This window comes from Pseudomonas sp. R4-15, from assembly GCF_055768815.1.
Genome location: NZ_CM147293.1, coordinates 4,053,537 through 4,066,247, shown reverse-complemented (window position 1 = coordinate 4,066,247; position 12,711 = coordinate 4,053,537). Strand labels below are relative to the sequence as shown.

Here is a 12,711-nt window from a genome sequence, read left to right as displayed (position 1 = left end):
GTGACCGCGCACGCGCCTTGAGCGCGTGCGCGGCGAGCTTGTCATGCGGGTCGTGGAATGAATTTCGGCCACGGGCTAGAGTCCAACGCCATCAGTGCCGTCGTATCCTGCGCATCTGGCGACGCTGCCATTCTTTCCCGAGACAAGGAGTTTTCCCGATGCTGACGCCTTCCCGACTGCTCATCGGTTCCGTCCTGCTGGCCCTCACGGCAGGCTGCGCTTCGCAGAATCCTTACGCCAACAGTGGCGGCACCACCACCGGTGGCAACCGGACCGCGACCTACGGCGGCCTCGGTGCGCTGGCGGGCGCAGTGGCGGGCGCCGCCATCAACCATGACGACCGTGGCAAGGGCGCCGCCATTGGCGCCGTGCTCGCCGGCGCCGCCGCCGCCGGCTATGGCTACTACGCCGACCGCCAGGAAGCCGAATTGCGCCGCAGCATGGAAGGCACCGGGGTCGAGGTGCAGCGCCAGGGCGATGACATCAAGCTGATCATGCCCGGCAATATCACCTTCGCCACCGATTCGGCGGACATCGCGCCGAGCTTCTACGCACCGCTGAACAACCTGGCCAGCTCGTTCAAACAGTTCGACCAGAACACCATCGAGGTGGTCGGGTATACCGATAGCACCGGCACGCGGCAGTACAACCTCGGTCTTTCCGAGCGCCGCGCGCAGAGCGTTGCCAGCTACCTGGCCGCTCAGGGGGTGGACCCCAGCCGCGTCAGTCCGCGGGGTGCCGGCCCGGATCAGCCGATCGCCAGTAACGCCACCGCAGAAGGCCGTGCGCAGAACCGTCGGGTCGAAATCAATCTGCGTGGCCTGCCCGAGCAGCAGCAGGTTCGCTGAAATCGGTTGAATCGACCGCCGGTTAGCACCGCTCAACGCCGGTTGGCTGGCGCTGTGCCATACTCCTTCGGAGTGGTTGCCCGGTGGAACGAGGACGGTACGCGGCCCTCGCTCCTGCAGGGATCGACGATCAGCTTTTTCGTGCTTGATTGTGTTCCAAGGCAGGGATGATCCGGGTCGAGCCGTCCATTGGAGGGACGTGAGAATGCTGTCGCACTCGATGGATGAGTCCGTGCGCTCCAGGCCCCCAGCCCAGACGCTGCTGGTGGTCGATGATCGCGAGGAGAATCTCCTCGCCATGCGTGCGTTGTTGGGTAGTGGTGATTGGGTCGTGCGTACCGCCAATGGCGGCGAACAGGCCTTGCAATGTCTGCTCGACGAGGATGTCGGGCTGGTCCTGCTGGATGTGCAGATGCCGGGCATGGATGGCTTCGAGGTGGCGAAGCTGATGCGCGGCAACTCGCGCACACGCTTCACACCGATCATCTTCGTCTCCGCCGTCGACCACAACAGCGAAGCCGTGCTGCGTGGCTATGCGACCGGCGCCATGGACTTCATTCTCAAGCCCTTCGATCCTCAGGTCCTGCGGCACAAGGTGGAGTCGCTGCTCGATCACGAGCGCAGCCGCCGCGAGTTGCAGTTGCTCAGCCAGCAGCTCGAGCGCGAGCGTGCGTTCAGTACCTCGGTGCTGGAGAACGCTTCCGAAGGCATCATGGTGGTCGACGAGGCGGGCGTCATCAGCTATGCCAACGCGGCCATCGCCGAGATGCTGCGCTGCCCGGCGCAGAGTCTGCGCGGCAGCCCGCTGCTCAGCCATGTGCTGCTCCCGGTGATGGGCGAGGAATGGGACGAATCGGATTTCCTTCATGCCTGGCAACGGGGCGAGGTCCTGCGTCTGCACGATGCCAGCCTGCGTTCGAAGAGTGGCACGGCGGTACCGGTGACGCTGTCCTGCTCGCCATTGGCTCGGCCACAGAACGCCATGGTGGTGATTGCCCTGGACATGTCGATGGTGCGCAACCTGCACGCGCAGCTAGCGTCCCAGGCTGTCACCGATGCACTGACCGGTCTGGCCAACCGCCGCGGTTTCAACCAGGGCCTGGAGCAGGCGTTGCTACGCCACGACCGCCGTCCCGGTGACTACCTGGCGGTGCTCTACATCGATCTGGACGGTTTCAAACGTATCAACGACTCCCTCGGTCACACCGCTGGCGACCAGATCCTGCGCAACGTCGCCGGGCAACTGCAGCGTTGTCTGCGGCCCTACGACCTGCTGGCGAGGATGGGCGGGGACGAGTTCACCGCACTGCTCGATTCCCTCGGCCATCCCGAGGATGCCGCGAAGGTGGCGGAGAAGCTCATCGAGGCGATCGCCGGACGCTACACCATCGATGGCGTGGAGGTGACGCTCGGCGCGAGCATCGGCATCGCCTGTTATCCCGGGGGAGAGGAAGAGGGCGAGGCCTTGCTGCGCGCCGCCGACATGGCCATGTACGAGGCCAAGCGTGCCGGACGTCAGCAATACCGGTTCTTCTCGGCGGAAATGAACGGACGCGCACGCTCGCGACTGATGCTCGAGGAAAGCCTGCGCACCGCCATCGAACGTGAAGAGTTCTCCCTGGTGTACCAGCCGCAGATCCACCTGCTCGACGGCCGTGTGCGCGGCTTCGAAGCCTTGCTGCGCTGGAACCACCGTCTCGCGGGGGCCGTCGAGCCCTCGGTGTTCATCCCGCTGCTGGAGGAGACTCGACTGATCAATCGCCTCGGCGAATGGGTCTTCGAGACCGGCACCCTGCATTGCAGCCAGTGGCCGTCGTTCGGCAGCGAGCTGATGGTGAGCATCAACGTCAGTCCGGTGCAGTTCGCCCAGCCGATGCTCGTCGACGCCTTGCGCCGAGCCCTCGAACACAGTGGCCTGCGCGCCTGCCAGCTGGAGGTCGAGGTCACCGAATCGGCGCTGGTCCAGGACGTGGACGTAACCCGCGAACAACTGCGTCAATTGCGCCGGCTTGGGGTAAAGATCGCCATCGACGACTTCGGTACCGGTTATTCGTCACTGGCTTACCTGCGACACTTCGAGCTGGACACCCTGAAGATCGATCGCTTGTTCATCGCCAACATGCTCGACTCGCCGAAGGATGCGGCCGTGGTCAATACCATCATCAAGCTCGCCGCGGAGCTTGGCCTGGAGGTCATTGCCGAGGGCGTGGAAACCGAGGCCCAGCGGCAGTGGCTGGTCGACCACGGCTGCCAGGTAATGCAGGGCTTCCTGGTCTCCCCGGCATTGCCGCTGGAGCGGGCGCGGCGCTTTCCGATGCAGATCGACTGGAGTGCGCCGCAACAGATCCTGGAACCTGGCGCCTGAAGGAAGGAACAGGCCCTAGAGGGCTTTCAGGCGTTGCAGCTCGTCGTCCTTCTCCCGCCAGAGGGCGTTGACCCATTCCTGAAAGGCCTGCCGGTAGCCTTCGTCGCTGTCGTAGCGACGACCGATGAACTGTCCAGGAATGTTCCGCTCGTGCAGTTTCACCACCACCTGGCGCACGCGGCCGCACATCAGCGACCAGAAGCTCGGTGCGCCGTCCGGGTAGTGGATGGTGACGTCCACCAGCGACTGCAACTGCTCGCCCATCGCATCGAGGACGAAGGCGATACCGCCGGCCCGGGGCTTGAGCAGGTGGCGATAGGGCGAGGCCTGTTCGTCATGCTTGGCCTGGGTGAAGCGCGTGCCTTCGAGGAAGTTGAAGATGCCGGTGGGGTGGTGGCGGAACTTCTCGCAGGCGCGGCGGGTGGTCTCCAGATCCTTGCCTTGTTTCTCCGGGTGGCGGGCGAGGTAGGCTTTGGAATAACGCTGCATGAATGGGAAATCCAGCGCCCACCAGCATGCGCCGATCACCGGAACCCAGATCAGTTGCTGTTTGAGGAAGAACTTCAGTGGGCGGATGCGCCGGTTGAAGATGAACTGCAACACCAGGATATCCACCCAGCTCTGGTGGTTGCTGGTGACCAGGTAGGAATGCTGGTAATCCAGTTGCTCGCCGCCGGATACCTGCCAGCGCGTGCGCCCGACCAGGCGTATCCAGGCGTTGTTGATGGCTATCCAGGACTCCTGGATGAAGCTGACCAGCGGGTTGAGGCCTTCGCGCACTGCGCGGAACGGTAGCAATAGCTTGACCAGGGTCACCGCGAACAGCGGCCAACACCAGAACAGGGTGTTGAGCGCGAGTACCAGTGCGGCGAACGTACCACGCAGCGGCGCGGGGAAGTGTATGAGCATCGGGGCGGAAGCCTCGCTAGGATAGGGCGGCGCCAAGGTTAACGATTGGGCGGCTAACTGCAAGCATCCTCCAGCGAAAAGTCGCTATCGCCAGAGGAGCGACGCCTACTCCCGACCGACTGCCTGTACCGCCGTCAGGGCGATGGTATAGACGATGTCTTCGACCAGTGCGCCGCGGGAAAGGTCGTTCACCGGCTTGCGCAGGCCTTGTAGCATCGGCCCGACGCTCACCACCCGGGCGCTGCGCTGCACCGCCTTGTAGGTGGTATTGCCGGTATTCAGGTCGGGGAAGACGAACACCGTAGCGCGACCGGCCACCGCACTGTTCGGGGCCTTCTGCCGACCCACGCTCTCGATCGCTGCCGCGTCGTATTGCAGCGGGCCGTCGAGCAATAGATCGGGACGCTGCTCGCGAGCCAGACGGGTGGCCTCGCGCACTTTCTCCACCTCCGCACCGCTCCCGGAGTCGCCGGTGGAGTAGCTGATCATCGCCACCCGAGGCTCGATACCGAAGGCGGCGGCCGAGTCGGCGCTCTGGATGGCGATTTCCGCCAGTGCCGCGGCATCCGGATCCGGGTTCACCGCACAGTCGCCGTAGACCACCACCTGGTCGGGCAGCAGCATGAAGAACACCGAGGACACCAGTTGATAGCCGGGCGCCGTCTTGATCAGTTGCAGCGCCGGACGGATGGTGTTGGCGGTGGTGTGTACCGCGCCGGAGACCAGGCCGTCCACTTCGTCGAGGGCGAGCATCATGGTCCCGAGCACCACGCTGTCCTCCAGTTGCTGCTCGGCCATCGGCGCGTTCAGTCCCTTGCCTTTGCGCAGCTCGACCATGGGCTCGATGTAGCGCGGGCGAATCAGGTCCGGATCGAGAATCTCCAGCCCTTCGGGCAGTTCGATGCCCTGGGCGGCGGCGACCTTGTGCACGTCCTCCGGCTTGGCCAGCAGCACGCAGCGAGCGATGCCGCGGGCCTGGCAGATCGCCGCAGCCTGCACGGTGCGCGGTTCCGCGCCCTCTGGCAGGACGATGCGCCGCGCCGCTTGCTGCGCCCGGCGCACCAGTTGATAGCGAAACGCCGGTGGTGACAGGCGTACCTCGCGCAGGTCACCACAGCGCTGCACCAGGCAGTCGTGCTGGATGTGGCCGGCGACGAACTCGGTGACCTTCTCGGCGCGCTCGCGATCGTCCACCGGGATCTCGCGATTCATGCGGTTGAGGTTGGTCGCCGTGTCATAGGAACCGGTGGGGACGGTGAGCACCGGCAGTCCGCTTTGCAGGGCGCCATGGCACAGCTCCATGATGCGTGGATCGGGCGAGAAGTCGCTGCATAGCAGAAGTCCGGCCAAGGGCACGCCGTTCATCGCCGCTAGGCTGGCGGCGAGAATGATGTCGTCGCGGTCGCCGGGGGTGACCACCAGTACACCGGGCTTGAGCAATTGCACGGTGTTGGGCACGGCGCGGGCGCAGAGCACGATCTTGCCGACGCGCCGCTGCTCGTAGTCTCCGGCATTGAGCACGCGGGCGCCGAGCAGGTCGGCGACGTCACGGGTGCGCGGCGCGTTGAGCTCGTCGCTCCAGGGGATGCAGCCGAGCAGGCGGAAGTTCTCGCCGTGCAACAGCGAGCCTTCGCCGCGCAGACGCTCGATGAAGGCGTCGACGCCATCGTCGGCGCGCACCTTGTTGAGGATCACGCCGATCAGTTTCGGGTCCTTGGGGCCGCCGAACTGCTGGGCCTGGATTTCCAGGCGGTCGACCATCTCGGTCAGGCTTTCCTCCTCCGGTGCCGAGACCAGGATCACATCGGCATCCAGGCTGCGCGCCAGGTGTTGGTTCACCCGTGCCGCGTAGCTGGCCTGCTGGGTCGGCACCATGCCTTCGACGATCACGGCGTCGTAGCCCTCGGCCGCCTGCTGGTAGAGGCTGACGATTTCCTCGAGCAGGTCATCCAGATGCCCGTCGCCGAGCAGGTGCTCGACGTGGGACAGGTCCAGGGGGCGTGGCGACTTCAGGCCGTGGGTGCGGGCTACCAGTTCGCTGGAGCGCTCCGGACCTTCGTCGCCCGGGTGGGGCTGGGCGATCGGCTTGAGGAAACCGACCTTCAGGCCGGCGCGCTGCAGCGCGCGCACGAGGCCCAGGCTGATGGAGGTGAGACCCACGCCGAAGCCGGTCGGTGCGATGAAGAAAGTATGCATGGAAGGCGGGTTCCGTCAGGGCCGAGGGGCCGCCGGGGCAGGCCGGCCGCCTCGGTACGGGTTATTCGTCGAGCAGCGCGAGGGTGTCCAGCGCGATCTGTCGTTCTTCGTTGGTGGGTACGACCAGTACCCGCGGCGAACCCGCCGCATGGATCGGTCCGGCAACCCCGCGTACGCAGGTCGCGTTGGCCTGCTGGTCCAGCGCCAGGCCCAGCAGGCGCAGGTGGCCGCAGGTGCGCGAGCGCACCAGCGGCGAGTTTTCGCCGATGCCGCCGGTGAAGATCAGCCCGTCCAGGCGCGGTAGCGCGCAGCTCATCGCCGCCAGGGATTTGGCCAGGCGATAGCAGAACACCTCGATCGCCAGGGTCGCGCCGGGGTGGTTGTTCTCGCGCGCCTGTTCCAGGGTGCGCATGTCGTTGGACAGACCGGACAGACCGAGCAGGCCGCTTTCGTTGTTGAGCATGCGGTCGATGCGCTCCAGGCTCCAGCCCAGGGTGCGCGCCAGATGGCTGTGCAAATTGGGGTCGACGTCACCGCTGCGGGTGCCCATTACTAGGCCCTCGAGCGGGGTCAGGCCCATGCTGGTATCGCGGCTCTGGCCGTCGACGATGGCGCAGGTCGAGCTGCCGTTGCCCAGGTGCGCGGACAGCCAGCAACTGTCGCCACTGGACAGGCCGCTCAGTTCCGCGGCTCGGTGCGCGACATAGCGGTGGCTGGTGCCGTGGAAGCCGTAGCGACGCACGCTGTGCTCGCGGTAGAGCGCCTCGGGGACTGCGTAGCGATAGGCATGGGGCGGCATGCTCTGGTGAAAGGCGGTGTCGAACACCGCGACCTGGGGCAGTTCGGGGAACAGCTTCATCGCCGCCTCGATGCCCTGCAGGTGGCCGGGGTTGTGCAGCGGCGCCAGCGGCGCGGTGGCGGAAATCGCGGCGATCGCGCTCTCGTCCAGGCGGCAGGCGGCAGTGAAGTGCTCGCCACCATGCACCACGCGATGGCCGATGCCGTGCAGCGCGCCATCCGCCGCCTGCTGCACCATCGGTAGCAATTGCGCGAGGGCGGCGCGATGGTCGCCGTCGGGGATCTGCAGGCTTTGCTTCTCGCCGTTGCGTTGCCAGTGCAGCATCGCCTCGGCGCCACCCAGGCGCTCGGCCAGGCCGCTGATGGCGAATTGGGGTCGGCCCTCGTTGACCAGGGCGAACTTGATCGACGAACTACCGCAGTTGATCACCAAGATGTTGCGAGAGGGCATCGGTACTCCTAGGGTCCGGACGCGTGCGGCGCAAGACTGCCAGTTGGCGCCGTGGGCGATCCTGACGGAAATCAAGGACCCCTGGTGGGGCAGGGCGGCGCTGAGGTAGCAGGGTAGCCCTGCTGCGTAAAGGTCGCTACTGCACAGACCGGTGACGCCCTGTCGGGTTCGCAATCGTCCGGGGGGACGTTTACAATTCCCCTTCAAATACTCTCGAGAAAGGTTCCTGCCCTATGCAGATCGCAGCCAACAAGGCCGTCTCCATCGATTACACCCTGACCAATGACGCCGGTGAGGTGATCGACAGCTCCGCCGGTCATGCCCCGCTGGTCTACCTGCACGGTGCTGGCAACATTATCGTCGGCCTGGAAAAGGCGCTGGAAGGCAAGCAGGCCGGTGACAACGTCAAGGTCGCCGTCGAGCCCGAGCAGGCCTACGGCGAATACAGCGCCGAGCTGGTCGCCACCCTCAATCGTTCGATGTTCGAAGGCGTCGACGAACTGGCCGTGGGCATGCAGTTCCACGCGTCTGCTCCGGACGGCGGCATGCAGATCGTCACCATCCGCGAACTGGACGGCGACGACGTGATCGTCGACGGCAATCACCCCCTGGCCGGCCAGCGCCTGAACTTCGACGTCACCGTGGTCGACGTGCGCGAAGCCAGCGCTGAAGAAGTCGCCCACGGCCACGTGCATGGCGAAGGCGGACATCACCACTGAGTCGCTCTGGCGATCAGCGGTCATCGGGAAGGCGCCTACGGGCGCCTTCCTCGTTCCTGGCGTCCGGTTGGTGCCGCTCATGGCTTCTGACGTGCGATCAGGTTGATCAATGATGCTGGCCCGCGCCTGCTTGGAAAGCCTAGGCTGGAGGCTTTCCCCTTGCTGCAGGAGTTGCCATGTCCGCCCCTATCCAGGCCCTCTTCGAGCCTTTTCGGCTCGGTTCGCTGGAATTGCCCAACCGTGTGGTGATGGCGCCGATGACGCGCAACTTCTCGCCAGGTGGCGTGCCGGGCGCGGATGTCGTTGAGTATTACCGGCGACGTGCCGCCGGCGGTGTCGGTCTGATCGTCACCGAGGGCACCACGGTCGACCATCTGGCGGCCAACGGTTATCCACGGGTTCCGCGCTTCCACGGCGAGGACGCGCTGGCAGCCTGGCGCCGCGTGGTGGAGGCGGTGCATGCGGAAGGCGGGCGGATCGTCCCGCAGCTCTGGCACGTGGGCAACGTGCGGCGCCTGGGCGCCGACCCGGACCCGACGGTGCCCGGTTATGGGCCGATGGAGAAGCGCAAGGACGGGCAGTTGCTGGTGCGCGGCATGGACCAGGCCGATATCGATGCCGTGGTGCAGGCGTTCGCCGATGCCGCGCTGGCCGCCCGGGAGATCGGCATGGATGGCGTGGAGATTCACGGCGCGCATGGCTACCTGATCGACCAATTCTTCTGGGCGGGCAGCAACCAGCGTGAGGACGGCTATGGTGGGAGTCTGGAGAACCGCTCACGCTTTGCCGTGGAGATCCTGCGTGCCGTGCGGGCGGCCGTCGGGCCTGATTTCCCGATCATCTTCCGCTTTTCGCAATGGAAGCAGCAGGACTATTCCGCGCGTCTGGTGCAGAGCCCCGAGGAACTGGCGGACTTCCTCGCGCCGCTGAGCGATGCCGGGGTGGACATCTTCCATTGCTCGACGCGGCGCTTCTGGGAGCCGGAGTTCGCAGGGTCTTCCCTCAACCTGGCAGGCTGGACGCGGCGCCTGGCCGGCAAGCCGACGATCAGCGTCGGCAGCGTAGCCCTGGAAGGAGGTGACTTCATGCAGGCATTCGCCGGCAGCAACGAAGTCAACCGCCCGGCGGACATCCGCGACCTGCTGCAACGCCTGGAGGCGGGAGAATTCGACCTGGTGGCGGTGGGCCGAGCCCTGATCGCCGACGCCGAATGGGCGAACAAGGTCCGCGAGGGCCGCGAGGCGGAAATCCTGCCGTTCAGTCGCGAGCTGCTGGGGCGGCTGGACTAGTCGACCTTTCGTTCAGGGCACGCCCTGAACGGAACGGGCTATTCGCCCTCGGTCCGAGTGGACGCCGGCTTGCCGTCGCGCCCGCGTTCACGTCCCCACTGCAGGGCGATCAATATCAGGGTCGGGACGCCCAGCAGCGCGGTGAGGACGAAGAAGTGCGCGTAGCCCATCTTCTCCACCATGGCGCCGGAGTAGCCGCCGATCAGGCGTGGCAGGAGCAGCATGATGGAGCTGAGCAGCGCGTACTGGGTGGCCGAGAACTTCAGGTTGGTGAGGCTCGACAGGTAGGCGACGAACGCGGCGGTGGCCAGGCCGGAGCTGAAGTTGTCGCCACTGATGGTCAGTACCAGCATGTCCAGGTTGGCGCCCATGCCCGAGAGCAGGGCGAACATCAGGTTGGTCGCCGCCGAAGCCAGGCCGCCGATGAAGAGGATCGGCAGGATGCCGAAGCGCACGATCAGCAGGCCGCCGGCGCCGGCGCCGAGCAGGGTCATGATCAGCCCGAAGAGCTTGCTGACGCTGGCGATCTGCTCCTTGGTGAAACCCATGTCGATATAGAAGACGTTCGCCATGACGCCCATCACCGTGTCCGACATGCGGTAGGTGGCGATCAGCCCGAGCATCAGCAACGCTTGCCAGCGATAGCGTTGGATGAAGTCGTTGACCGGAGTAAGCACCGGAGCCAGGCCGCGGCGGCCGAGAGAGGACAGGCACAGCAGCAGGAAGATGCCGTACATCAGCGCGCGGAGGAAGGCACGGTCCTCGGTGATCAGGCTGAAGGGGCTGTGGTTCTCGAAGAACGCCTCGTAGAAGTCGGTCTTGTACAACTGGGTGACGAAGGCCGGGACCGAGACGATCAGTACGGTCAGTACCAGGACCGAGACCATCTGGTGGCTCAGCCGGTAGCTCACGACCTGGCGCTCGCTCTGCTCGGGGAGCCGTGGTTCGCGCATCCACAGGCTGGTGAGCAGTCCGGGCAGCATCAGCAGGCCGAACACCAGGTAGGTGTTGCTCCAGGCCTTGGCCAGGTAGGCGCCGCTGGTGGAGCCGAACCAGCCGGCGAAATACAGTGCGCCGGCGGTGGCGAGCAGCGCGGCGACGCGATAGCCGGCCATGTAGCTGGCGGCCAGCGCGGCCTGGCGCGTGTCCTCGGCGATCTCCAGGCGATAGGCATCCACCGCGATGTCCTGGGTGGCCGAGGCGAAGGCCACCACGACCGCGATGGCGATCAGCGCCGGAAGCTGTTGCTGCGGGTCGCACTGACTCATGGCCAGCAAGCCGAGGATCACGGCGGTTTGCGAGAGCACCAGCCAGGAGCGCCGACGGCCCAGGCGGTGCAGCAGCGGCAGGCGCCACTGGTCGAGCATCGGAGCCCACATCCACTTGAAGGCATAGGCCAGGCCGATCAGGCTGGCGTAACCGATGGCTTCCAGCGACACCCCGGCCTCGCGCAACCACACGGAGAGGGTGGAAAACACCAGCATATAAGGCAGGCCGGCTGCGAAGCCGAGCAGTAACAGCGCCAGGGTCGCCGGACTAGCATAGGCTTGCAGGGCTTCGCGCCAGCTTCTTCGACTCATTGATTCAAACGTGCGTACGGCAAAGGGCGCACTCTAACCGCAGGACTCCGTCGGACGCCAGCCGTAGCGGCGCATATCCACACGATCGTTCAGTAGCACAATGCCTTCGGCGCGCAGGCGTGCGCGCTGTTCGGCCCCGGAGGGGCTGCCTGCCGGCAGGCTCAACCGGCCGTCGGCTGCGATCACACGGTGCCAGGGCAGGCGGCTGCCATCGGGCAACTGGGACAGGGTGCGTCCGACCCAGCGGGCAGCGCGCCCCAGTCCGGCGAGGCGGGCGAGTTCCCCATAGGCCACGACGTGCCCGGCCGGGACCTGCTGCAGGGTCAGGTAGAGCGCCTCTCGACGCGTCTGAGAGGCCTCGTCCGAAAGGAGGGAAAAATCGGGCATCAGTGCCTCCGTTGGCGAACTTTTCCCCGCCTGGACGGGTCGCAGCCTTGTCCGCAGGGAGCTCGTGCGGATAATGCCAGAGTCTTTTACTCAGCGAGTGCCTTACTGACGATGAATTTACTGCTATCCCGCTCCCTCGTTTCCCTCGCGCTGTGCGGAGCGTGCTCCGCCAGTTTCGCCGATACCGTCTGGTTGAAGAACGGCGATCGTCTGACCGGTACCGTGCGGCTGCTCGACGGCGGCAAGCTCCTGGTCGATACCAGCTACGGGGGTTCGATTCCCGTGGCCTGGGACCAGGTGACCACGCTTGAAACCGACCAGCCGCTGCTCGTGCGCCAGGGCGAATACGGCGGCGAAGTGGCCAAGTCGATCGGGCGCTCCGAGGATGCAGGGAAGGTGGTGCTGGATAACGGCGCGGGGCCGCAGACCGTCGAGCTGGCGTCCATTCAGCAGTTGATCCGGCCCAAACCTGTGGTCACCGACCTGACCTGGACCGGCAACGTCGACGTTGCGCTGGACTACAAGCGCGCCGACAGCGATACCGACGACTACAACGTGGCCTTCAACACCAAGGCCCGGCATGGCTTCTGGCGGCACAACGCCAAGGCGGAATACAACCGCGAAACCACCGACGACGTCGAGGTCACCGACAACTACCAGGTGGAGTACGCCCTGGACCGTTTCCTCACCGAAAAGTGGTTCTGGCAGGGGCGTCTTTCCTACGATCACGACAATGTCGAAGACCTGCGCAAGCAGGTGACCGTCGGTACCGGCCCGGGTCATCAGTTCTGGGACAACGAGCTGGGCGCCTTCTCGGTCGCCGGTCTGCTCAACCGCAGTGACTACGAGTATGCCAACGGCGAGAAGGACCGTTTCTATTCCCTGGCGGTGAAATGGGACTACAACCGCTATCTGGTCGGCAAGACGGTGGAATTGTTCACCACCGGCGAGGTAGGGCGACCCATAGGCGGCGCCGCGGCCGACTACGCGCTCGATGCCGAGGCGGGCCTGCGCTACAAGGTGACCGACTGGGCCTCACTGAACATGCGTGCCGAGCGTGACATCGTTTCCGGCGCGGACGATGGTGAGCTGGACGAAACCCGCTACATGCTGGGCTTCGGGGTCGGCTGGTAAGCCACGGACTGTCGTCTTCACGTACGCCAGGGCCC

General features: G+C 65.6%; 10 protein-coding genes. 5 read left to right on the top strand and 5 right to left on the bottom strand.

Going from position 1 to position 12,711, the window contains the following annotated elements; genetic code table 11:
* Window positions 1-158: 158 nt before the first annotated feature.
* Window positions 159-848: a YiaD family glycine zipper/OmpA-like lipoprotein gene (locus tag ACYRGX_RS19655; RefSeq protein ID WP_473054110.1), complete on the top strand. Its 690-nt coding sequence runs from the start codon at window positions 159-161 to the stop codon at window positions 846-848.
* A 220-nt stretch (window positions 849-1,068) separates the two neighbouring features.
* Window positions 1,069-3,213, top strand: a complete 2,145-nt coding sequence (locus ACYRGX_RS19650) for a putative bifunctional diguanylate cyclase/phosphodiesterase (protein WP_473056733.1) — start codon at window positions 1,069-1,071, stop codon at window positions 3,211-3,213.
* A gap of 15 nt (window positions 3,214-3,228) precedes the next feature.
* Here the strand turns inward: ACYRGX_RS19650 and ACYRGX_RS19645 are convergent, their stop codons facing one another.
* From ACYRGX_RS19645 to ACYRGX_RS19635, 3 genes are all read right to left on the bottom strand, one after another.
* Entirely contained in the window at window positions 3,229-4,122 is an 894-nt protein-coding gene (locus ACYRGX_RS19645; protein WP_473054109.1) for an acyltransferase, read from the bottom strand.
* Between the two features lie 105 nt (window positions 4,123-4,227).
* On the bottom strand, window positions 4,228-6,318 hold the full coding sequence (pta, locus tag ACYRGX_RS19640; RefSeq protein WP_473054108.1) for a phosphate acetyltransferase: 2,091 nt from the start codon (window positions 6,316-6,318) through the stop codon (window positions 4,228-4,230).
* 61 nt (window positions 6,319-6,379) lie between these two features.
* Window positions 6,380-7,567 (bottom strand): acetate kinase, encoded by a 1,188-nt coding sequence (locus ACYRGX_RS19635; protein WP_473054107.1) that lies wholly within the window; start codon window positions 7,565-7,567, stop codon window positions 6,380-6,382.
* A gap of 233 nt (window positions 7,568-7,800) precedes the next feature.
* Between ACYRGX_RS19635 and ACYRGX_RS19630 the strand changes: the two genes are divergently transcribed.
* Window positions 7,801-8,286 carry an FKBP-type peptidyl-prolyl cis-trans isomerase gene (locus ACYRGX_RS19630; protein ID WP_473054106.1) on the top strand — a complete coding sequence of 162 codons (486 nt, stop codon included), beginning with the start codon at window positions 7,801-7,803 and terminating at the stop codon, window positions 8,284-8,286.
* 176 nt (window positions 8,287-8,462) lie between these two features.
* Window positions 8,463-9,575: an NADH:flavin oxidoreductase gene (locus ACYRGX_RS19625; protein ID WP_473054105.1), complete on the top strand. Its 1,113-nt coding sequence runs from the start codon at window positions 8,463-8,465 to the stop codon at window positions 9,573-9,575.
* Between the two features lie 38 nt (window positions 9,576-9,613).
* Here the strand turns inward: ACYRGX_RS19625 and ACYRGX_RS19620 are convergent, their stop codons facing one another.
* Window positions 9,614-11,155, bottom strand: a complete 1,542-nt coding sequence (locus ACYRGX_RS19620) for an AmpG family muropeptide MFS transporter (protein WP_473054104.1) — start codon at window positions 11,153-11,155, stop codon at window positions 9,614-9,616.
* 33 nt (window positions 11,156-11,188) lie between these two features.
* Window positions 11,189-11,542, bottom strand: coding sequence for an MGMT family protein (locus ACYRGX_RS19615; RefSeq protein WP_473054103.1), 354 nt, complete (start codon window positions 11,540-11,542; stop codon window positions 11,189-11,191).
* Window positions 11,543-11,662: 120 nt separating this feature from the next.
* Here ACYRGX_RS19615 and ACYRGX_RS19610 point away from each other — a divergent pair, with 120 nt between their 5' ends.
* Window positions 11,663-12,676: a DUF481 domain-containing protein gene (locus ACYRGX_RS19610; RefSeq protein ID WP_473056732.1), complete on the top strand. Its 1,014-nt coding sequence runs from the start codon at window positions 11,663-11,665 to the stop codon at window positions 12,674-12,676.
* The last annotated feature ends 35 nt before the right edge of the window (window positions 12,677-12,711 follow it).